At 67.9% G+C, this 18,933-nt stretch carries 26 protein-coding genes; 24 read left to right on the top strand and 2 right to left on the bottom strand.

The window, feature by feature from the left end; genetic code table 11:
* Nucleotides 1–70: 70 nt before the first annotated feature.
* The 15 genes from AC1DF3_RS06595 to hisA all read left to right on the top strand — a co-directional run bounded on the left by AC1DF3_RS06595 (nt 71) and on the right by hisA (nt 11,726).
* A complete protein-coding gene (locus tag AC1DF3_RS06595; protein WP_286536311.1) occupies nt 71–724 on the top strand; it encodes an MlaC/ttg2D family ABC transporter substrate-binding protein in 654 nt (217 codons plus the stop codon).
* A 7-nt stretch (nt 725–731) separates the two neighbouring features.
* Complete coding sequence (locus tag AC1DF3_RS06600) at nt 732–1,004, top strand: STAS domain-containing protein (protein ID WP_286523486.1); 273 nt, start codon at nt 732–734, stop codon at nt 1,002–1,004.
* A gap of 292 nt (nt 1,005–1,296) precedes the next feature.
* Nucleotides 1,297–2,244 (top strand): ABC transporter ATP-binding protein, encoded by a 948-nt coding sequence (locus tag AC1DF3_RS06605; RefSeq protein ID WP_478139187.1) that lies wholly within the window; start codon nt 1,297–1,299, stop codon nt 2,242–2,244.
* Complete coding sequence (locus AC1DF3_RS06610) at nt 2,244–3,008, top strand: ABC transporter permease (RefSeq protein WP_286536382.1); 765 nt, start codon at nt 2,244–2,246, stop codon at nt 3,006–3,008. The genes AC1DF3_RS06605 and AC1DF3_RS06610 overlap by 1 nt, the downstream gene beginning before the upstream one ends.
* A 9-nt stretch (nt 3,009–3,017) precedes the next feature.
* The gene (locus tag AC1DF3_RS06615) at nt 3,018–3,260 is read left to right on the top strand and encodes a BolA family protein (protein WP_286536308.1); all 243 of its coding nucleotides are present in this window, start codon (nt 3,018–3,020) and stop codon (nt 3,258–3,260) included.
* A gap of 18 nt (nt 3,261–3,278) precedes the next feature.
* The gene (gene murA, locus AC1DF3_RS06620) at nt 3,279–4,565 is read left to right on the top strand and encodes a UDP-N-acetylglucosamine 1-carboxyvinyltransferase (RefSeq protein WP_286536306.1); all 1,287 of its coding nucleotides are present in this window, start codon (nt 3,279–3,281) and stop codon (nt 4,563–4,565) included.
* Nucleotides 4,562–5,200 (top strand): ATP phosphoribosyltransferase, encoded by a 639-nt coding sequence (gene hisG, locus AC1DF3_RS06625; protein ID WP_286536305.1) that lies wholly within the window; start codon nt 4,562–4,564, stop codon nt 5,198–5,200. Before murA ends, hisG begins: the two co-directional genes overlap by 4 nt.
* On the top strand, nt 5,197–6,519 hold the full coding sequence (gene hisD / locus AC1DF3_RS06630; protein ID WP_286536302.1) for a histidinol dehydrogenase: 1,323 nt from the start codon (nt 5,197–5,199) through the stop codon (nt 6,517–6,519). The genes hisG and hisD overlap by 4 nt, the downstream gene beginning before the upstream one ends.
* 19 nt (nt 6,520–6,538) lie before the next feature.
* Nucleotides 6,539–7,588, top strand: a complete 1,050-nt coding sequence (locus AC1DF3_RS06635; RefSeq protein WP_478139188.1) for a glycosyltransferase — start codon at nt 6,539–6,541, stop codon at nt 7,586–7,588.
* Nucleotides 7,585–8,136 (top strand): WcaF family extracellular polysaccharide biosynthesis acetyltransferase, encoded by a 552-nt coding sequence (locus tag AC1DF3_RS06640; RefSeq protein WP_286536298.1) that lies wholly within the window; start codon nt 7,585–7,587, stop codon nt 8,134–8,136. The genes AC1DF3_RS06635 and AC1DF3_RS06640 overlap by 4 nt, the downstream gene beginning before the upstream one ends.
* A complete protein-coding gene (locus AC1DF3_RS06645) occupies nt 8,103–8,492 on the top strand; it encodes a hypothetical protein (protein WP_478139189.1) in 390 nt (129 codons plus the stop codon). Before AC1DF3_RS06640 ends, AC1DF3_RS06645 begins: the two co-directional genes overlap by 34 nt.
* 17 nt (nt 8,493–8,509) lie before the next feature.
* Nucleotides 8,510–9,601 (top strand): histidinol-phosphate transaminase, encoded by a 1,092-nt coding sequence (hisC, locus tag AC1DF3_RS06650; RefSeq protein WP_286536296.1) that lies wholly within the window; start codon nt 8,510–8,512, stop codon nt 9,599–9,601.
* Entirely contained in the window at nt 9,598–10,227 is a 630-nt protein-coding gene (hisB, locus tag AC1DF3_RS06655; protein WP_286523471.1) for an imidazoleglycerol-phosphate dehydratase HisB, read from the top strand. Before hisC ends, hisB begins: the two co-directional genes overlap by 4 nt.
* A gap of 2 nt (nt 10,228–10,229) precedes the next feature.
* Nucleotides 10,230–10,886 carry an imidazole glycerol phosphate synthase subunit HisH gene (hisH, locus tag AC1DF3_RS06660; protein ID WP_286523469.1) on the top strand — a complete coding sequence of 219 codons (657 nt, stop codon included), beginning with the start codon at nt 10,230–10,232 and terminating at the stop codon, nt 10,884–10,886.
* A 99-nt stretch (nt 10,887–10,985) separates the two neighbouring features.
* Complete coding sequence (gene hisA / locus AC1DF3_RS06665; protein ID WP_286536293.1) at nt 10,986–11,726, top strand: 1-(5-phosphoribosyl)-5-[(5-phosphoribosylamino)methylideneamino]imidazole-4-carboxamide isomerase; 741 nt, start codon at nt 10,986–10,988, stop codon at nt 11,724–11,726.
* Nucleotides 11,727–11,744: 18 nt separating this feature from the next.
* Here hisA and AC1DF3_RS06670 read toward each other — a convergent pair whose 3' ends face one another.
* Together AC1DF3_RS06670 and AC1DF3_RS06675 are read right to left on the bottom strand one after the other, a co-directional pair.
* Nucleotides 11,745–12,701, bottom strand: a complete 957-nt coding sequence (locus AC1DF3_RS06670) for an amino acid ABC transporter substrate-binding protein (protein WP_478139190.1) — start codon at nt 12,699–12,701, stop codon at nt 11,745–11,747.
* On the bottom strand, nt 12,694–14,001 hold the full coding sequence (locus AC1DF3_RS06675; protein ID WP_286536289.1) for a dicarboxylate/amino acid:cation symporter: 1,308 nt from the start codon (nt 13,999–14,001) through the stop codon (nt 12,694–12,696). The genes AC1DF3_RS06670 and AC1DF3_RS06675 overlap by 8 nt, the downstream gene beginning before the upstream one ends.
* Before the next feature lie 89 nt (nt 14,002–14,090).
* Here AC1DF3_RS06675 and AC1DF3_RS06680 point away from each other — a divergent pair, with 89 nt between their 5' ends.
* From AC1DF3_RS06680 to tatC, 9 genes are all read left to right on the top strand, one after another.
* Complete coding sequence (locus AC1DF3_RS06680) at nt 14,091–14,930, top strand: D-hexose-6-phosphate mutarotase (protein WP_478139191.1); 840 nt, start codon at nt 14,091–14,093, stop codon at nt 14,928–14,930.
* Between the two features lie 24 nt (nt 14,931–14,954).
* Nucleotides 14,955–15,734 carry an imidazole glycerol phosphate synthase subunit HisF gene (hisF, locus tag AC1DF3_RS06685; RefSeq protein ID WP_286536287.1) on the top strand — a complete coding sequence of 260 codons (780 nt, stop codon included), beginning with the start codon at nt 14,955–14,957 and terminating at the stop codon, nt 15,732–15,734.
* A 16-nt stretch (nt 15,735–15,750) separates the two neighbouring features.
* Nucleotides 15,751–16,152, top strand: coding sequence for a phosphoribosyl-AMP cyclohydrolase (gene hisI / locus AC1DF3_RS06690; RefSeq protein ID WP_286536286.1), 402 nt, complete (start codon nt 15,751–15,753; stop codon nt 16,150–16,152).
* On the top strand, nt 16,149–16,532 hold the full coding sequence (locus AC1DF3_RS06695) for a phosphoribosyl-ATP diphosphatase (protein WP_286536285.1): 384 nt from the start codon (nt 16,149–16,151) through the stop codon (nt 16,530–16,532). Before hisI ends, AC1DF3_RS06695 begins: the two co-directional genes overlap by 4 nt.
* 14 nt (nt 16,533–16,546) lie before the next feature.
* A complete protein-coding gene (locus tag AC1DF3_RS06700) occupies nt 16,547–16,936 on the top strand; it encodes a DUF4870 family protein (protein ID WP_286536284.1) in 390 nt (129 codons plus the stop codon).
* A complete protein-coding gene (locus tag AC1DF3_RS06705) occupies nt 16,926–17,285 on the top strand; it encodes a histidine triad nucleotide-binding protein (protein WP_286536283.1) in 360 nt (119 codons plus the stop codon). The genes AC1DF3_RS06700 and AC1DF3_RS06705 overlap by 11 nt, the downstream gene beginning before the upstream one ends.
* A 65-nt stretch (nt 17,286–17,350) precedes the next feature.
* Entirely contained in the window at nt 17,351–17,593 is a 243-nt protein-coding gene (gene tatA / locus AC1DF3_RS06710; protein WP_286523455.1) for a Sec-independent protein translocase subunit TatA, read from the top strand.
* Between the two features lie 13 nt (nt 17,594–17,606).
* Nucleotides 17,607–18,065 carry a Sec-independent protein translocase protein TatB gene (gene tatB, locus AC1DF3_RS06715; RefSeq protein WP_286536281.1) on the top strand — a complete coding sequence of 153 codons (459 nt, stop codon included), beginning with the start codon at nt 17,607–17,609 and terminating at the stop codon, nt 18,063–18,065.
* 60 nt (nt 18,066–18,125) lie between these two features.
* Entirely contained in the window at nt 18,126–18,923 is a 798-nt protein-coding gene (tatC, locus tag AC1DF3_RS06720; protein ID WP_478139192.1) for a twin-arginine translocase subunit TatC, read from the top strand.
* Nucleotides 18,924–18,933 lie beyond the last annotated feature (10 nt).

Below are 18,933 nucleotides of genomic sequence, written 5' to 3' on the forward strand. Positions count from 1 at the left end.
CCCTCTGTGTGGCGTGGACTCGAAACCGGTTGGGCGAACGCCTCACTTTTGATGACAAGGGATTGACTCGATGAACCAGATTCTTCAACGCCGCACCCTGGGACGGTTGGCGCTGGGTGGCCTGCTGCTGGCGGCTGCCGCTGCCGGATTCGTGCGGCCGGCCCTGGCCGCGGACGAGGCGCCCGATGCGCTCGTGAAGCGGCTGTCTTCCGACGTGCTGGACACGATCAAGGCCGACAAGTCGATCAAGGCGGGCGATGTCGGCAAGATCATGCAGCTGGTCGATACCAAGATCATGCCGAACGTGAACTTCCTGCGCATGACCTCCTCGGCCGTCGGTCCGGCCTGGCGCCAGGCCACGCCGGAGCAGCAGAAGCGGCTCGAGGATGCGTTCAAGACCCTGCTGGTGCGCACCTACGCGGGCGCCCTCGACCAGGTCAGCGACCAGACCGTCGTCGTGCGCCCGTTCCGTGGCTCGGCCGACGACAAGGAGGTGCTCGTGCGCACCGAAGTCAAGGGCAGCGGCGATCCGGTGCAGCTCGACTACCGGCTCGAGAAGACCCCCGGCGAGGCTGGCGGCTGGAAGATCTACAACATCAACGTCCTGGGCGTATGGCTGGTGGATACCTACCGCACCCAGTTCGCGCAGCAGATCAACGCCAAGGGCATCGACGGCCTGATCGCGGCCCTCGAGGCGCGCAACAAGAACAACGGCAAGGGCTGAGCCGGCCATGCTGGTGCTGCCACCCAAGTTGACGCACGACGAGGCACCGGCCTGCGCCTACATGCTCCAGCGCGGCCTGGCCGGTCAGACCGACACGGCCACGGTGGTCGACGCCAGCGCGCTGGTCCACTTCGACTCCTCGGCGCTGGCGGTGCTGCTCGAGTGCCGGCGCGAGTCCAGCGCGCTCGGCCGCGGTTTCGCGGTCAAGGGCCTGCCGGCCCGCCTGCGCGAACTGGCCGCCCTGTACGGAATCGCAGGCCTTTTGCCCGCCGCGCCTTGAATGGGCTCGCCCCCAGGTTGCCCGGCACTTCGTGTCCGGGCGCCCACCCCCTGCCGGGGGCGCAGTCAGCGGCCCGGCAAGCCGGTTCCGCGACTGCCCACGAACAGGCGTGCGCTGCGCGCCGCCGAGAACAAGCACGACGCCTCTCTTCCATCGGCCGGCGCAGCCAGGCCCGTTGGTGAAACACCGCGGAACCGGCTTCGCCGGGCCGCTGGTGTTGCCCCCGGCAGGGGGTGGGCGGGCTACACGAAGTGAGCCCAACCTGGGGGCGAGCTTAAAATAGCGGGTTCCCATGCCCGCGATCTCCTTCCAGTCGGTCTCCAAGACCTATCCCCCCTCACGCCAGCAACGAAGCCAGGGCAAGCCCGGGCTCCGCGCCGTCGATGACGTGAGCTTCCAGATCGAAGAGGGCGAGTTCTTCGGCCTCCTGGGGCCGAACGGGGCCGGCAAGACCACCCTGATCAGCATGCTCGCCGGGCTGTCGCGCCCGACCAGCGGCGCCATCGCGGTCCACGGCTTCGACGTCCAGAAGGACTACGCCCAAGCCCGCCGCCAACTCGGCGTGGTGCCGCAGGAGCTGGTCTTCGACCCGTTCTTCAACGTCCGCGAGGCGCTGCGGATCCAGTCGGGCTATTTCGGCATCAAGAACAACGACGCCTGGATCGACGAACTCCTGCAGAGCCTCGGCCTGGCCGACAAGGCCGGCGCCAACATGCGCCAGCTCTCGGGCGGCATGAAGCGGCGCGTGCTGGTGGCCCAGGCGCTGGTCCACAAGCCGCCTGTGATCGTGCTGGACGAGCCCACCGCCGGCGTCGACGTCGAGCTGCGCCAGACGCTGTGGCAGTTCGTCGCCAAGCTCAACAAGCAGGGCAGCACGGTGCTGCTGACCACCCACTATCTCGAAGAGGCCGAGGCGCTGTGCCATCGGATCGCGATGCTCAAGCAAGGCCGCGTGATTGCGCTCGACCGCACCAGCGAGCTGCTGCGGTCGGCCGCCAGCAACGTGCTGCGCTTCAAGACCGACGGCATGCTGCCCTGGGCGATCGCCCAGAACGCCCGCATCACGGGCCGCATCGTGCAGCTGCCGGCGCAGAACGCCCACGAGGTCGAGCAGCTGCTGGCCGCGATCCGCGAAGCCGGGCTCGATGTCGAGGACGTCGAGATGCGCAAGGCCGACCTCGAGGACGTCTTCATCGACCTGATGGCCGGCGAGCAGACGCCGCTGGAGGTCGCAAGATGATGATCAACGCTCTTGGGTGGCGCGCGCTTCTGTACAAGGAAACGCTGCGCTTCTGGAAGGTCGGCTTCCAGACCGTCGGCGCCCCGGTGCTGACCGCGGTGCTCTACCTGGCGGTCTTCGGCCATGTGCTCGAGGACCACGTCAAGGTCTTCGGCACCGTGAGCTACACCGCCTTCCTGGTCCCGGGCCTGGTGATGATGAGCGTGCTGCAGAACGCCTTCGCCAACAGCTCGTCGTCGATCATCCAGAGCAAGATCATGGGCAGCCTGGTGTTCGTGCTGCTGACGCCGCTGTCGCACTGGGGCTGGTTCCTCGCCTACGTGGGGTCGTCGATCGTGCGCGGGCTGGCGGTGGGCCTGGGCGTGTTCATCGTCACCGCCTTTTTTGCGCTGCCGAGCTTCGTGGCGCCGCTATGGATCCTGGTGTTCGCCTTTCTGGGCGCCGCCATCCTCGGCACGCTGGGCCTGATCGCCGGCCTCTGGGCCGAGAAATTCGACCAGATGGCGGTGTTCCAGAACTTCCTGATCATGCCGATGACCTTCCTGTCCGGCGTGTTCTATTCGATCGGGTCGCTGCCGCCTTTCTGGCAGACGGTGAGCCACCTGAACCCCTTCTTCTACATGATCGATGGCTTTCGCTACGGCTTCTTCGGCATCAGCGATGCATCGCCCTGGCTGAGCCTGGCGATCGTCGGCAGTGCCTGGCTGGTGGTCAGCGCGATCGCCGTGCACCTCCTGCGCATCGGCTACAAGATCCGCGGATGAAAACCAACCATGACAGCTGACGAACTCCAATCGATCATCCAGGCCGGCCTGGCCTGCGACCACATCACGCTCGAGGGCGATGGCCGCCACTGGTATGCCACCATCGTCTCCGCCGAATTCGAGGGCAAGCGTGCCATCCAGCGGCATCAGCGGGTCTATGCCACCCTCGGTGCGAAAATGCACACCGACGAAGTGCACGCGCTCTCGATGAAAACCTTCACGCCTGCCGAATGGGCAGGCCAGTCTCGCTAGACCTCCGCTGGATTCCTCATGGACAAACTTCTGATTCGCGGCGGGCGCAAGCTTCGCGGCGAGGTACTCATTTCCGGCGCCAAGAATGCCGCGCTGCCCGAACTCTGCGCGGCCCTGCTGACCGATCGCCCCGTCACGCTGCACAACGTGCCGCGCCTGAAGGACGTCGCGACCATGCTCAAGCTGGTCCACAACATGGGCGTGCGTGCCGAGCGCGACGACAACGGCACGGTGCGCATCGACGCCCGCTCGCTCGAGGTGCCCGAGGCACCCTACGAACTGGTCAAGACGATGCGGGCCTCGGTGCTCGCGCTCGGCCCGCTGCTGGCGCGCTTCGGCAGGGCCAAGGTCTCGCTGCCGGGCGGCTGCGCGATCGGCTCGCGTCCGGTCGACCAGCACATCAAGGGCCTGCAGGCCATGGGTGCCGAGATCGTGGTCGAGCACGGCTACATGGTGGCGGGCATCGGCGGTGGCCGCAAACGCCTGCACGGCGCCCGCATCACCACCGACATGGTGACGGTCACCGGCACCGAGAACTTCCTCATGGCGGCGGCGCTGGCCGAGGGCGAGACGGTGCTCGAGAACGCCGCCCAGGAGCCTGAGATCGCCGACCTGGCCGAGATGCTGATCGCCATGGGCGCGAAGATCGAGGGCCACGGCACCAGCCGCATCCGCATCCAGGGCGTCGAGCGCCTCGATGGCTGCACGCACCAGGTGGTGGCCGATCGCATCGAGGCCGGCACCTTCCTGTGCGCCGTGGCCGCGGCCGGCGGCGACGTGTTCCTGAAGCATGGCCGGGCCGACCATCTCGATGCCGTGATCGAGAAGCTGCGCGAAGCCGGCGCCCAGGTGTCGGCGGTCGACGGCGGCATCCGGGTGCAGAGCCAGGGCCGGCTCAAGGCACAGAGCTTCCGCACCACCGAGTACCCGGGCTTCCCGACCGACATGCAGGCCCAGTTCATGGCGCTCAACGCGATCGCCGAAGGCACCTCGACCGTCACCGAGACGATCTTCGAGAACCGCTTCATGCACGTCGACGAGATGCTGCGTCTCGGCGCCAAGATCCAGACCGACGGCAAGGTCGCGGTGATCGAGGGCGTGCGCCAACTGTCCGGCGCCACCGTGATGGCCACCGACCTGCGCGCCTCGGCCAGCCTCGTGATCGCCGGCCTGGTGGCCGATGGCGAGACCCTGGTCGACCGCATCTACCACCTCGACCGCGGCTACGACCGCATGGAAGGCAAGCTGCGCGGCATCGGCGCCGATATCGAGCGGGTGGCCGGGCCGGCCGAGGTGCAGCCGTGATCACCCTGGCGCTGTCGAAGGGCCGCATCTTCGAGGAGACCCTGCCGCTCTTGGCCGCGGCCGGCATCGAGGTCACCGAAGACCCCGAGAAATCGCGCAAGCTGATCCTCTCCACCACAAGGCCCGATGTCCGCGTGGTGCTGGTGCGCGCCTCCGACGTGCCGACCTACGTCCAGTACGGCGGCGCCGACCTCGGCGTGACCGGGCTCGACGTGCTGCTCGAGCACGGCAACCAGGGCCTCTACCAGCCGCTCGACCTGCGCATCGCGGCCTGCCGCCTCAGCGTGGCGGTGCGCGCCGACTACGACTACGCCTCGGCCGTCAAGCAAGGCTCGCGGCTCAAGGTGGCGACCAAGTACGTCGGCCTGGCGCGCGAATTCTTCGCCAGCAAGGGCGTGCACGTCGACCTGATCAAGCTTTACGGCAGCATGGAACTGGCGCCGCTCACGGGGCTGGCCGATGCCATCGTCGACCTGGTCTCGACCGGCAACACGCTCAAGGCCAACCATCTGGTCGAGGTTGAACGCATCATGGACATCAGCGCCCGGCTGGTGGTCAACCAGGCCGCGCTCAAGCTCAAGCAAGAGCCCATCCGCCGCATCGTCGATGCCTTCGCATCGGCCCTCCCGACATGAACCTGAAAGCCGCTCCCGCCCGCCTGTCCACCGCATCGGCCACCTTCGAGGCCGAATTCAAGGCGCGCCTGCATTGGTCGGCCGAAGCGGATGCGGCCATCGAGCAGGTGGTGGCCGACATCCTGGCCGACGTTCGGCAGCGGGGCGACGAGGCCGTGCTCGACTACACGCGGCGTTTCGATCGCCTCGACGTCGACGGCCTGCCGGCGCTGGAACTCACGGCCGCCGAGTTGCGCGCTGCCTTCGAGTCGCTGCCGGCGGAGCAGAAAGTTGCCCTCCAGGCCGCGGCAAGCCGCGTCAGGAGCTACCACGAGGCCCAGAAGAAGGCGAGCGGCGAGAGCTGGAGCTACCGCGATGCCGACGGCACGCTGCTCGGCCAGAAGGTCACGCCGCTGGACCGCGTCGGCATCTACGTGCCGGGCGGCAAGGCCGCCTATCCATCGAGCGTGCTCATGAACGCGATCCCGGCGCACGTGGCCGGTGTCGGCGAGATCGTCATGGTGGTGCCGACGCCGGGCGGCGAGCGCAACCCGCTGGTGCTCGCCGCCGCCCACGTGGCCGGTGTCACGCGCGCCTTCACGATCGGCGGCGCCCAGGCGGTGGCGGCCCTGGCCTACGGCACGGCCACGATTCCGGCGGTCGACAAGATCACCGGGCCCGGCAATGCCTACGTGGCGGCCGCCAAGCGGCGTGTGTTCGGCACCGTCGGCATCGACATGATCGCCGGCCCGAGCGAAATTCTGGTGCTGGCCGACGGCAGCACGCCGCCCGAGTGGGTCGCGATGGATCTGTTCAGCCAGGCCGAGCATGACGAACTCGCGCAGAGCATCCTGTTGAGTCCTGACGCCGCCTACATCGAACGCGTGCAGCAGGAGATCGACCGCCTGCTGCCCTCGATGCCACGCGCCGAGATCATTGCCGCCTCGCTCAACGGCCGCGGCGCGCTGATCCACACGCGCAGCATGGAAGAAGCCTGCGAAATCAGCAACCGGATCGCACCCGAACACCTCGAAGTCAGCAGCCAGGAGCCCCACCGCTGGGAGCCGCTGCTCAGGCACGCCGGCGCGATATTTCTCGGTGCCTACACCAGCGAAAGCCTGGGCGACTACTGCGCCGGCCCCAACCATGTGCTGCCGACCAGCGGCACGGCACGCTTCAGCTCGCCGCTCGGGGTCTACGATTTCCAGAAGCGCTCGAGCCTGATCGAAGTCAGCGAGGAGGGCGCCCAGGCGCTCGGGCAGGTGGCCTCGGTGCTCGCCCATGGCGAGGGCCTGCAGGCCCACGCCCGGGCGGCCGAGATGCGGCTGCGCCAGCGCTGATTTCGGTTAGCCTGCGGCCATGAGCAGTTTCGTCAGCTACCTCCGGCGCTACCGGGACCCGCATGGCGCGCTCGGCATGCTCGGGCCGGCCTGCCGGCGCGTCGGCACCGTGCAATTGGTGCGGGTGCCGATGCACCCGGTGCTGGCCGACGTCGCGCCGCTGCCGCGCCGTGCCAGCGGCATGCTGGGCAAGCTCTTCGGCCACCTGAGGCTCATCCCCAGGGCCTGGATGGCGGGCGGACGGACGCTGTTCATCCGCGAGTTCCTGACGGTCCCGCTGTTCCTGGTCGCGCCGGCCCTCTGGCTGCGCCGGCGCTCGCTGTGGTTCCTGTGCCATCACAACGTCGGCCAGGCGGCCCGGCATCCGGTGCATCGCCTGATGCTGCGTATCCTCTATGCGGTCGGCTTTCGCTTCGTCGTCTACGAGACGATCGACACCTGGCGCCCGGTCGCGGCGCATCCGGACCCGTCCCGCATCATCGCCATGCCGACGCCGATTCCGGAGCTCGCGCGCAGCGCGCCGGTGCGCGATCCGGTCGGGCGGAAGATGGTGGTCGGCTTCATCGGCAGCTTCCGGGCCGAGAAGTCGCCGCGCTGGGCGCTCGATGCCATCGCCGGCGCCAGCGCCGAGGGCCGTTTCACGCCGCCGATCGAACTGCTGGTCGGCACCGCCGACGCAGACTTCCTGGACCGCTGGAAGGACCGTGCGACCGTCATCAACACCACCCTGCGCGCCGACTACCTGCGTGCGCTCGAGTCGTGCGACGTCGTGGTCCTGCCCTATGACGAGTCGGCCTACAGCTACCGGATCTCCGGCGTGCTCGCGGAAGCGGTGGGGCTGGGCTGCCTGGTGGTGGCCCCCGACCTGCCTGCGCTGCGCGACCAGGTGGACCTGCCGCTGCCGGCCGGTGCCTGCTACCGCGACCGCGCCGAACTGGTCGAATGCGTGCAGCGGGCGGCCGACATGGCGCGCCAGCCGGCCAGGGCCGAGGCCGTCCAGGCGCACCGGGAGCACCGGTCGATGGACGCCGTGACCCGGGCCATTGCACGGATGGGAGCCGCCGCATGAAGCAGGACGCCATGGACCTCCAGAACAGCAGGCACCCGTGGAGCCTGGGCCACAAGCTGCGGCGGGTGATCTGGATGATCGTCTGGACCCTGCTGGGCAGGCTGGGGCCGCGTGCGCTGTCGCCGCTGCGCGTGCGCCTGCTGCGCCTCTTCGGCGCCCGGGTGGGGCAGGGCGTGCTGGTGTGCCCCGGCGTCAAGGTGCTGATGCCCTGGAACCTGCGCATCGGCGACTACACGGCGATCGCCGAGGGCGTGGACATCTACAACTTCGGCGAAGTCCGCATCGGCTCGAACACCTGCGTCTCGCAGGGCGTCTGGCTGTGCACCGGATCCCACGACTACAACGTGCCCAACTTCCCGCTGATCTGGGACGACATCCAGGTCGGCGACCGGGTCTGGATCGCTGCCCAGAGCTTCATCGGACCGGGTGTCAGCGTCGGCGATGGCGCCGTGGTGGGCGCACGCTCGGTCGTGACCCGCGATCTCGAAGCCTGGTCGGTTTCTGCAGGCAATCCATGCGTATTCATCAAGCCGCGCCGCCACGACTAGGCCGAGGCCTGCGCGCCGCCGTGGCCTGCGCGCTGCTGCTGATACTGCCGGCGCTCGCCCAGGCGATGTCGATCCGCGAGCTGCGCACGCTCGAGGCCAACGAGAAAGACGGCAAGGCCTACGCCAGCTACTACCTGGTGGGCGTCATGGAAGGCCTGCGCGAAGCCAACGACGCCGGACAGCGCGCCGGCCAGAAGCCGCTGTTCTGCATCAACGGCCGCCGGCTCGAGCCCGTGATGGCGCGCTCCCTCTATCAAACCGAACTGACACGCAACGCCGACAGCTACGAGGCCGACATGCCGGTGCAGCTCGTGCTCTCGGCGGCACTGCGCAACAGCTATCGCTGCAACCCCTGAATCCGAACCAGCCCCGAATGACCGCCACCGACGATACCCGCCGCGCGCTCGGCCGCATCCGCGCCGACGTGCAATCCATGCATGCCTACGCCGTGCAGGACGCCCGCGGCCTGCTGAAGCTCGACGCGATGGAAAACCCCCACGGCCTGGCGCCGGCGCTGCAGGCCGCCCTCGGCGAGCGGCTCGGCGCGCTGGCGCTGAACCGATACCCTGGCGAGCGCGGCGCCGACCTGCAGCGCGCGCTGGCGGCGCACGCCGGCATGCCGGAGGGCTTCGCGCTGATGCTGGGCAACGGCTCGGACGAGCTGATCTCCTTGCTGGCGATCGCCTGCGACCTGCCGGGCGCCACGGTGCTGGCGCCGGTGCCCGGCTTCGTGATGTACGCCATGAGCGCCCAGCTGCAGGGCCTGCGCTTCGTCGGCGTTCCGCTCTCGGCCGACTTCGAGCTCGACGAGGGCGCCATGCTCGACGCCATCGCCCGCGAGAAGCCGGCCATCGTGTTCCTGGCCTACCCGAACAACCCGACCGCCAATCTCTGGGACGACGCAGTGATCGAGAAGATCGTCCAGGCCCAGGGCGCCCAGGGCGGGCTGGTGGTCATCGACGAGGCCTACCAGCCCTTCGCCGGCCGCAGCTACATCGACCGCGTGGCGCGCCACGGCCATGTGCTGCTGATGCGCACGCTGAGCAAGTTCGGCCTGGCCGGCGCCCGCCTGGGCTACCTGATGGGCCCGGCGGCGCTGGTGGCCGAGATCGACAAGGTGCGCCCGCCCTACAACATCAGCGTGCTGAACTGCGAGTGCGCCCTGTTCGCCCTCGAGCACGCCGATGTGTTCGCCGCCCAGGCGGCCGAGATCCGCAGCCAGCGCGCCGTCGTGGTGGCGCGGCTGGCCCGCCTGCCGGCGGTCCGGAGCTGGCCGAGCGAGGCCAACATGATCCTGATCCGGGTGCCCGACGCGGCAAAGACCTTCGAGGGAATGAAGGCACGCGGCGTGCTGGTCAAGAACGTTTCTAAAATGCACCCATTGCTCGCCAACTGCCTGCGCCTGACGGTCGGAACCGCCGACGAGAATGCGCAGATGCTCGCGGCCCTCGAAGCCTCACTATGAACACCCCACTGGCACCCGAAGCCGTCATCGCCACCGGCGCGCGCGCGGCGTCCGTCACCCGCAACACGGCCGAGACCAAGATCACGGTCAAGCTCGACCTCGACGGCACCGGCCGCGCGAAACTCTCGACCGGCATCGGCTTTTTCGACCACATGCTCGACCAGATCGCCCGCCACGGCCTGATCGACCTCGACATCGACTGCCAGGGCGACCTGCACATCGACGGCCACCACACGGTCGAGGACGTCGGCATCACCCTGGGCCAGGCGGTCGCCAAGGCGGTCGGCGACAAGAAGGGCATCCGCCGCTACGGGCATGCGTATGTGCCGCTCGACGAGGCGCTGAGCCGTGTCGTGATCGATTTCTCGGGCCGCCCGGGTCTGGTCATGGACGTGCCCTTCACCAGCGGCATGATCGGCACCTTCGACAGCCAGCTGACCTACGAGTTCTTCCACGGCTTCGCCAACCACGCCTTCGTGACCCTGCACATCGACAACCTCAAGGGCGTCAACGCGCACCACCAGTGCGAGACCGTGTTCAAGGCCTTCGCGCGGGCGCTGCGGGCGGCGCTCGAGCTCGATCCGCGCTCGGCCGGCGTCATTCCCTCGACCAAGGGCTCCCTCTGACCGTGTCGACTGCAAACAACACCGTGGCCGTGGTCGACTACGGCATGGGCAACCTGCGCTCGGTGTCGCAGGCCGTGCAGCACGCCGCCGACCAGGTCGGGGTGGAGGTGTTCGTCACCTCCGACCCCGACGTGGTGCGCCGGGCCACCCGCGTGGTCCTTCCGGGACAGGGCGCCATGCCCGACTGCATGCGCGAACTGGCCGACTCCGGCCTCCTCGACTCGGTGCTCGAGGCCGCCGCCAGCAAGCCGCTGTTCGGCGTCTGCGTCGGCATGCAGATGCTGCTGTCGCACAGCGACGAAGGTCCGACCGATGGCCTGGGCCTGATCCCGGGCCAGGTCCGGAAGTTCGAGCTCGAAGGCCGGCTGCAGCCGGACGGCAGCCGCTTCAAGGTGCCGCAGATGGGCTGGAACCAGGTTTTCCAGACCCGGCCTCACCCGGTCTGGGCCGGCGTGCCCGACCAGAGCTATTTCTATTTCGTCCACAGCTTCTATGCCCGGCCCGCCGATCCCGCGCACAGCGCCGGGGAGGCCGACTATGGCGAGCGCTTTACCGCTGCCGTCGCACGCGATAATATTTTCGCTACCCAGTTCCACCCGGAGAAGAGTGCGGACCACGGGTTGCAGCTCTATCGAAATTTCCTCCACTGGAACCCCTGACGCATTGAACGCCTCCACCGTTCGGCCCGGGCCTGTGCCCGCGGCCCGCCGGGTTCTGAGTACCATCGCGCTTTTCCCCGTCCGCAATCCCGCACCACCATGCTCCTCATTCCTGCGATCGACCTCAAGGATGGCCACTGCGTTCGTCTCAAGCAAGGCGATATGGACCAGTCCACCACTTTCAGCGAAGACCCGGCCGCGATGGCGCGCAAGTGGCTCGAAGCCGGTGCCCGCCGCCTCCACCTGGTCGACCTGAACGGCGCCTTCGCGGGCAAGCCGCAGAACCACGCGGCGATCAAGGCGATCCTGAAGGCGGTCGGCGACGACATCCCGGTGCAGCTGGGCGGCGGCATCCGCGACCTGGACACCATCGAGCGCTACATCGACGACGGCCTGCGCTACGTCATCATCGGCACCGCCGCGGTCAAGAACCCGGGCTTCCTGAAGGACGCCTGCAGCGCGTTCGGCGGCCACATCATCGTCGGCCTGGACGCCAAGGACGGCAAGGTCGCCACCGACGGCTGGAGCAAGCTGACCGGGCACGAGGTCGCCGACCTCGGCAAGAAATTCGAGGACTACGGCGTCGAGTCGATCATCTACACCGACATCGGCCGCGACGGCATGCTGTCGGGCATCAACATCGATGCCACCGTGCGGCTGGCCCAGGCGCTGACGATCCCCGTGATCGCCTCGGGCGGGCTCTCGAACATGGCCGACATCGACAAGCTGTGCGCGGTCGAGGCGGACGGCATCGAAGGCGTCATCTGCGGCCGCGCCATCTATTCGGGCGACCTGGACTTCGCCGCCGCCCAGGCCCGGGCCGACGAGCTCGCGGTCTAGGGTTCAGGTCCGGGCCGACTACTCGGCCTTGATGGCCATCGCCTGGATGATCGTTTCCAGCTGCGGGCTCATCGGCAGGTCGAGGCTGGTGCCGCCGGGCAGCTTGCGCAGGAACCAGCGCTTGTATTGGCGCTCGATCTCCCCGTCCTCGGCCAGCATCTGGAAGGTGTCGTTGACCACCTTCGCCATCTCCGGATCGCCCTTGCGGTACATCACGCCGTAGGGGTCGTAGGACAGGAAGTCGCCGACCACCTGGTAGTCGGTCGGGCCCTGCGCGCTGCCCCTGTCCTGGGCGATCAGGCCATACAGCAGCACCTCGTCGGTCGCGAAGGCCTCCGCCTTGCCGGACTTCACGAGCGCGAACGATTCGGCGTGGTCGCGCGAAACGACCAGCTCCAGGCCCAGCTTGAAGCGCGCCGACAGATCGCGCATCGTCTTCTCGTTGGTGGTCCCGGCGGTCACGGCCACCGGCTTGCCGGCGAGGTCGCGGAAGGACTGGATCGGCGAGCCTTTCCTGACCAGCAGCCGGGTGCCCGAGACGAACATCGTCGGCGAGAAGGCGACCCGCTTCTGCCGCTCCAGGTTGCTGGTGGTCGAGCCGCATTCGAGGTCGACCTGGCCGCTCGCCACGGCATCGATGCGGGTCTCGGCGGTCACCGGCAGCCACCGGATCTCCAGCGTCTTGTGCACCGCATCGCCCATCGCCTCGACCACCGCCTTGCACAGCTCGATCGAGTAGCCGATCGGCTCCTTGCGCGGCGACAGGAAGGAAAACGGCACCGAGGATTCGCGGTAGCCGATCACGACCGCCCCCGCCGTCCGTACCTTGGCCAGCGTGCCGCTGAGCGCGGCGGGCGTCACCGGCGTCGGATCGGACTGGGCGAACGCGGCTGGCGCCAGGCCCAGCAGTGCTCCCAGCAGCGCGGCGGTGGTCGCCAGGGTCCGTACGGCGCTCATTTCGGGGGCCTCAGGCATGCACCGGATGGGCGAGGGTGGCGGCGCTTTCGATGTCCATCGCCCGCGCATTGGCCGCGGCGTCGCTTTCGGAGAGCAGTTCGCCCTCCCACTTGGCGACCACCGCCGTGGCGATCGAGTTGCCCACCGCGTTGGTGGCCGACCGGCCCATGTCCAGGAAGGTGTCGACGCCGAGGATCAGCAGCAGCCCGGCTTCGGGGATGTTGAACTGGTTCAGGGTCGCGGCGATCACGACCAGCGAGGCGCGCGGCACGCCGGCCATGCCCTTCGAGGTCAGCATCAGGATCAGCAGCATCGTGAGCTGGGTGCCGAGCGACAGCGGGATGTCGTAGGCCTGGGCGATGAACAGCACCGCGAAGGTGCAGTACATCATCGAGCCGTCGAGATTGAACGAATAGCCCATCGGCATCACGAAGCTGGAGATCTTGCGCTTGACGCCGAAGCGGTCGAGTGCGATCAGGATCTTGGGGTAGGCCGCTTCCGAGCTGGCGGTCGCGAACGAGAGCAGGAACGGCTCCCGGATCAGCTTCAGCAGCGTCACGATGCGCGGCCCGAGGAAGAAGAACCCGGCCAGGGCCAGCAGTGCCCACAGGATGAACAGGCTCAGGTAGAAGCCGCCCATGAAGACCGCGAACTTGAGCAGGATGCCCAGCCCGTTGACCGCCACCGTGGCCGCCATGGCGGCCAGCACCGCCAGCGGCGCCAGCTTCATCACGTAGCCGGTGATCTTGAGCATGGCGTGGGACAGCTCCTCGATCGCGTTGACCAGCGTGCGGGCCTTCTCGCCGAGCGAGGCCAGCGCGACGCCGAAGAACATCGAGAACACCACGATCTGCAGGATCTCGTTGTTGGCCATGGCCTCGACGAAGGACTTCGGCACCACGTGGCTGACGAAATCCTTGAGCGTGAACTTGGAGGTGGCGAGGTTGGCGGACGACCCGATCTCGGGCAGCGGCAGCCCGAGGTCGTGGCCCGGCTGCAGCAGGTTGGCCATCATGAGACCGAGCAGCAACGAGACCAGCGAGGCGGTGATGAACCAGCCCAGCGCCTTGCCGAACACCCGTCCGACGGCGGCCGCGTCGCCCATGTGGGCAATGCCGACGACCAGGGTGGAGAACACCAGCGGCCCGATCAGCATCTTGATCAGGCGCAGGAACACGTCCGACATGATCGAGATGTAGCCGGCGATCTCGCCGGCGGTTCTCTTGTTCGGGAAGTTGACGAAGACCATGTAGCCGATGGCGATCCCGATCAGCATCGCGATCAGGATCCAGGCGGCCGGCGGCAGTTTCCTTCTCATGGAGGCGCTCCTCGTTGCGAGTTGTTTTGAAGCGGGATCCGTGTCGCCGGTGTCCAAACGCAACCGCCGGCCAAACCTAGAATCGGGCCATGACCCTCCAAGCCCTCGTCTTTCGTGGCCAGCCGGCCGTGCGGCTGGCGCTGCCCGGCGGCGACAGTTGCACTGTAGCGCTGCACGGCGCTCATGTGTTGTCGTGGACCACGGCCGATGGCGTCGAGCGGCTCTACCTGAGCCCCGACGCCCGCTTCGACGGCCAGAGCCCGATCCGCGGCGGCATCCCGGTCTGCTGGCCGCAGTTCAACCTGCGCGGCCCACTCCCCAAGCACGGCTTTGCCCGCACCCTGCCGTGGACGGCCGAGCCGCAGGCCGACGACCGACGCGACACCGTCGTGCTGGCCTTGCGCGACGGCGCCGCCACGCGGGCGCTCTGGCCGCACGCGTTCCGGGCCCGGCTGACCGTCACCCTGGCCGCGCGTTCGCTGCGCGTCGCCCTGGCCATCGACAACATGGGCGGCGAACCCTGGTCCTTCGCGGCGGCGCTTCACAGCTACCTGCGGGTCGACGAGGCCACCGAGGCCCGGCTCGAGGGCCTGCAGGGCGCCAACCGCTGGGATGCGGTGCGCGACGACCGCCATGTCGAGATGGCGCCGGCGCTGGCCTTCGGCAGCGAATTCGACAGCGTCTACGCCGCGCCCGCCCGGCCGCTGCGGCTGGTCCAGCCTTCGGGCACACTCGAGATCTCGCAAAGCGCGAGCTGCACCGAGACCGTGGTCTGGAACCCGGGCCCGCTGCTCGCCGCCAAGCTCGACGACCTGCCCGACGATGGCTGGCGCCACATGCTCTGCGTCGAGGCCGCCCGCATCGACGAACCCGTGCTGCTGGCGCCCGGCGCGCAGTGGCAGGGCTGGCAACAGCTCAGGGTCGCCTGAACCTCTTTTTGCCCGAACCACACCATGCTTGCCAAACGCATCATTCCCTGTCTCGACGTCACCGGCGGCCGCGTCGTCAAGGGTGTCAATTTCGTCGAACTGCGCGACGCCGGAGACCCGGTCGAGATCGCGGCCCGCTACAACGCGCAGGGCGCCGACGAGCTCACCTTCCTCGACATCACCGCCACCAGCGACGGCCGCGACCTGATCCTGCCGATCATCGAGGCGGTGGCCTCCCAGGTCTTCATCCCGCTGACCGTCGGCGGCGGCGTGCGCACCGTGGCCGACGTGCGCCGGCTGCTCAATGCCGGGGCCGACAAGACCAGCTTCAATTCGGCCGCGATCGCCGATCCGCAGGTCATCGAGGACGCCTCGCAGAAATACGGCGCCCAGTGCATCGTGGTGGCGATCGACGCCAAGCGGCGCTCGCCCGAGGATGCCGCCCGGCGCGGCCCGGGCTGGGACGTCTACAGCCATGGCGGGCGCAAGAACACCGGCCTCGACGCCGTGCAGTGGGCGGTCGAGATGGCGCGCCGCGGCGCCGGCGAGATCCTCCTGACCAGCATGGACCGCGACGGCACGAAGAGCGGTTTCGACCTCGARCTGACGCGGGCCGTGAGCGATGCCGTCAGCGTGCCGGTGATCGCCTCCGGCGGTGTCGGCAGCCTGGAGCACCTGGCCGACGGCATCCAGACCGGCGGCGCCGACGCCGTGCTGGCGGCGAGCATCTTCCACTATGGGGAGTTCACGGTCGGCGAGGCCAAGGCCCGGATGGCGGCGCGCGGCATCCCGGTGCGTCTGTGACCGACAATAGCCCGCTATGAACTGGCTCGACGAAGTGAAATGGGACGCGAACGGCCTGGTGCCGGTGATCGCGCAGGAACAGGGCAGCAACGACGTGCTGATGTTCGCCTGGATGGACCGCGAGGCGCTGGCCAGGACGGCGGAGCTCGGCCGCGCCGTGTACTTCAGCCGTTCCCGCCAGAAGCTCTGGTTCAAGGGCGAGGAATCCGGCCACGTCCAGACCGTGCACGAGATCCGGATCGACTGCGACAACGACGTGGTGCTGCTCAAGGTCACGCAGCAGGGCCACGAGCCCGGCATTGCCTGCCACACCGGCCGCCACAGCTGCTTCTTCAGCAAGTACCAGAACGGCCAGTGGATCGCGACCGAGCCGGTCTTGAAAGACCCGGCCTCGATCTACACATCGTCCCCAAGATGAGCACCGAACCCCGCAACGCCGAAGACGCCCTGGCGCGCCTGGCCGCCGTGATCGAAAGCCGCCTGCCGTCGCGCGGCGGCGACCCCGACAAGAGCTATGTCGCCCGCCTGCTGCACCGCGGTCCCGACGCCTTCCTGAAGAAGATCGGCGAGGAGGCGACCGAAGTCGTGATGGCCGCCAAGGATGCCGACCACGGCGGCGACCGCGCCAAACTGGTGAACGAAGTCGCCGACCTGTGGTTCCACAGCATGGTGGCGCTCGCGCACTACGGCTTCTCGCCGGCCGACGTGGTCGCCGAACTGGAGCGCCGCGAGGGCACCAGCGGCATCGAGGAAAAGGCCCTGCGCAAGGCGCAGGATCGCGAAGCTTCCAACGACTGAAAGGAGCGCACGCCATGCCCAACGACATCGTGACCGTCGAGCCCGACGACTCGCTCAAGACCTGGGGCTGGGTCAGCTACATCCTGCACCTGGTGGTGGCGATCGGCGCCGTGCTGCCCGGCGCCCAGGCCTCGATCGGGCTGCTGGTGATCGCGCTGGTGATCGACCTCGTCAAGCGCGACGATGCCGCCGGCACCTGGCAGGCGTCGCACTTCAGCTGGCGCATCCGCTCGGTGCTGTGGGCCGGCGTCCTGTACGTCCTGACCTCGTGGCTGTGGCTGCTTTTCCTGGTGCCGGGCTGGATCGCCTGGGCACTGATTTCGCTTTGGTTCCTCTATCGCATCGTCAAGGGGATGGTGCGCATGAACGCGGGCCGTCCCATGGATACCAGCAATGTCATCTGACCCGAACTGCATCTTCTGCAAAATCATCGAGGGCAAGATTCCCTCGCGCAAGGTCTACGAGGACGACGAACTGTTCGTCTTCCACGACATCGCGCCCTGGGCGCCGATACATTTCATGATCGTCCCGAAGCGCCACATCCCGTCGATGGCCCAGGTCACGGCCGACGACGCGGGGCTGCTGGGCCGGATCATGACCCTGGCGCCCAAGCTGGCGATCGAGCAGGGCTGCCGGCCGTATCCCGACGGCGGGTTCCGCATCGTGGTCAATACCGGCGCCGAGGGCGGGCAGGAGGTGCACCATCTCCATGTGCACGTCATGGGTGGTCCGCGGCCCTGGCTGCGGGGCTGAAAGCCATCCTTTCGGCCGGTCATTCGGCGCCGACTAAAATGCGACACATTCTTCAGGAGTAATCCATGGGTTCACTTTCCATCTGGCACTGGCTGATCGTGCTGCTCGTCGTCGTGATGATCTTCGGCACCAAGAAGCTGCGCAACATGGGGTCCGACCTCGGTGGCGCCGTGAAAGGCTTCAAGGACGGCATGAAGGACGGCGCGAGCACCGATGCGCCGACCGCCGCCGGCCCGAACGCCCAGGTGAGCGGCAACAGCACCGCCGACAAGACCACGATCGACGTCGAAGCGCGTCAGAAGTCCTGAGCCAGACCGTTCCGTGATCGATCTCGGCATCTCGAAACTGGCCCTGATCGGCGCCGTGGCGCTGATCGTCATCGGGCCGGAGAAGCTGCCGCGCGTGGCGCGCACCGTCGGCACCCTGCTCGGCAAGGCGCAGCGCTACGTCAACGACGTCAAGGCCGAGGTCAATCGGTCGATGGACCTCGACGAACTGCGAAAGATGAAAGACACCGTGCAGGAGGCTGCGCGCGACGTCGAGCAGAGCATCCAGTCCGGCGCCAGCGACTTCGAGAAGCAGTTCTCGGAAAGCGGCCAGACCTTGTCCGCGCTGTCGGACACCGCGCCCGCCTATCCCGAGTACAAGCACCCACGCAAGAACTGGCGCCTGAAGCAGGGCGCCACGCCGCAGTGGTACAAGGCGCGCAACGGCGTGCGCACCAAGGCGCTCTCGGGCGCGGCGCGCGTCGCCCGCTACCGCCCTCACAAAATCAATTAGGCGCAAGCAAGCGAAGGGCGGCGCACAGCGCGCGCCGATTTCTGAACGCAGCGTCCCCACATGGCCGATTCCACAGACAAGAACAAAGAAGACGAACTGGCCGGCACCGAGCAGCCCTTCGTCCAGCACCTGATGGAGCTGCGGGATCGCCTGCTCTATTGCGTCTACGGCCTGGTCGTGGCCGGTGTGCTGCTGGCCATCTGGCCCGGGCCCGCCGGGCTGATCGACATGATCGCGGTGCCGATCCGCGCCCACATGCCGCCGGATGCCAAGCTGATCGCCATCGGCGTCTTCTCGCCGTTCTTCGTGCCGCTCAAGGTGCTGGCGATGACGGCCGTGCTGCTGGCGCTGCCCTGGCTCATGTACCAGGCCTGGATGTTCGTGGCGCCCGGCCTCTACAGCCACGAGAAGAAGTTCGCGCTGCCGCTGATCTTCTTCGGCAGCCTGCTGGCCTATTGCGGCATCGCCTTTGTCCAGTTCTTCGTGCTGGACAAGATGTTCGGCTTCATCCAGAAGTTCACGCCGCCCTCGGTCAACGCGACGCCCGACATCTCGTCCTATGTGGAGGCGATCCTGTCGCTCTACATCGCCTTCGGGGTCGCTTTCCAGGTACCGATCGTGGTGATGCTGCTGGTCCGCTTCGAGCTCGTCACGATCGAGAAGCTGCGGTCGTTCCGCGGCTACTTCATCGTGCTGGCCTTCGTGGTCGCCGCGGTGCTGACGCCGCCCGACGTCGTCTCGCAGCTCGCACTGGCGATTCCGATGTGCCTGCTGTACGAGGTCGGCATCGTCGGCGCCCGCTACTTCACCAAGTTCAGCAAGCCGGCAGAGGAAAGCGCCGATTCGGCACAGTCCTGAACGGCAGCCG

Source organism: Variovorax sp. 10N432 (assembly GCF_056394465.1).

Coding starts and splice junctions, on each gene's coding strand:
- AC1DF3_RS06595 (WP_286536311.1), top strand. CDS start 71: ATGAACCAGATTCTTCAACGCCGCACCCTGGGACGGTTGGCGCTGGGT.
- AC1DF3_RS06600 (WP_286523486.1), top strand. CDS start 732: ATGCTGGTGCTGCCACCCAAGTTGACGCACGACGAGGCACCGGCCTGC.
- AC1DF3_RS06605 (WP_478139187.1), top strand. CDS start 1,297: ATGCCCGCGATCTCCTTCCAGTCGGTCTCCAAGACCTATCCCCCCTCA.
- AC1DF3_RS06610 (WP_286536382.1), top strand. CDS start 2,244: ATGATCAACGCTCTTGGGTGGCGCGCGCTTCTGTACAAGGAAACGCTG.
- AC1DF3_RS06615 (WP_286536308.1), top strand. CDS start 3,018: ATGACAGCTGACGAACTCCAATCGATCATCCAGGCCGGCCTGGCCTGC.
- murA (WP_286536306.1), top strand. CDS start 3,279: ATGGACAAACTTCTGATTCGCGGCGGGCGCAAGCTTCGCGGCGAGGTA.
- hisD (WP_286536302.1), top strand. CDS start 5,197: ATGAACCTGAAAGCCGCTCCCGCCCGCCTGTCCACCGCATCGGCCACC.
- AC1DF3_RS06635 (WP_478139188.1), top strand. CDS start 6,539: ATGAGCAGTTTCGTCAGCTACCTCCGGCGCTACCGGGACCCGCATGGC.
- AC1DF3_RS06640 (WP_286536298.1), top strand. CDS start 7,585: ATGAAGCAGGACGCCATGGACCTCCAGAACAGCAGGCACCCGTGGAGC.
- AC1DF3_RS06645 (WP_478139189.1), top strand. CDS start 8,103: ATGCGTATTCATCAAGCCGCGCCGCCACGACTAGGCCGAGGCCTGCGC.
- hisC (WP_286536296.1), top strand. CDS start 8,510: ATGACCGCCACCGACGATACCCGCCGCGCGCTCGGCCGCATCCGCGCC.
- hisB (WP_286523471.1), top strand. CDS start 9,598: ATGAACACCCCACTGGCACCCGAAGCCGTCATCGCCACCGGCGCGCGC.
- hisA (WP_286536293.1), top strand. CDS start 10,986: ATGCTCCTCATTCCTGCGATCGACCTCAAGGATGGCCACTGCGTTCGT.
- AC1DF3_RS06670 (WP_478139190.1), bottom strand. CDS start 12,701: ATGCCTGAGGCCCCCGAAATGAGCGCCGTACGGACCCTGGCGACCACC.
- AC1DF3_RS06675 (WP_286536289.1), bottom strand. CDS start 14,001: ATGAGAAGGAAACTGCCGCCGGCCGCCTGGATCCTGATCGCGATGCTG.
- AC1DF3_RS06680 (WP_478139191.1), top strand. CDS start 14,091: ATGACCCTCCAAGCCCTCGTCTTTCGTGGCCAGCCGGCCGTGCGGCTG.
- hisI (WP_286536286.1), top strand. CDS start 15,751: ATGAACTGGCTCGACGAAGTGAAATGGGACGCGAACGGCCTGGTGCCG.
- AC1DF3_RS06695 (WP_286536285.1), top strand. CDS start 16,149: ATGAGCACCGAACCCCGCAACGCCGAAGACGCCCTGGCGCGCCTGGCC.
- AC1DF3_RS06700 (WP_286536284.1), top strand. CDS start 16,547: ATGCCCAACGACATCGTGACCGTCGAGCCCGACGACTCGCTCAAGACC.
- AC1DF3_RS06705 (WP_286536283.1), top strand. CDS start 16,926: ATGTCATCTGACCCGAACTGCATCTTCTGCAAAATCATCGAGGGCAAG.
- tatA (WP_286523455.1), top strand. CDS start 17,351: ATGGGTTCACTTTCCATCTGGCACTGGCTGATCGTGCTGCTCGTCGTC.
- tatC (WP_478139192.1), top strand. CDS start 18,126: ATGGCCGATTCCACAGACAAGAACAAAGAAGACGAACTGGCCGGCACC.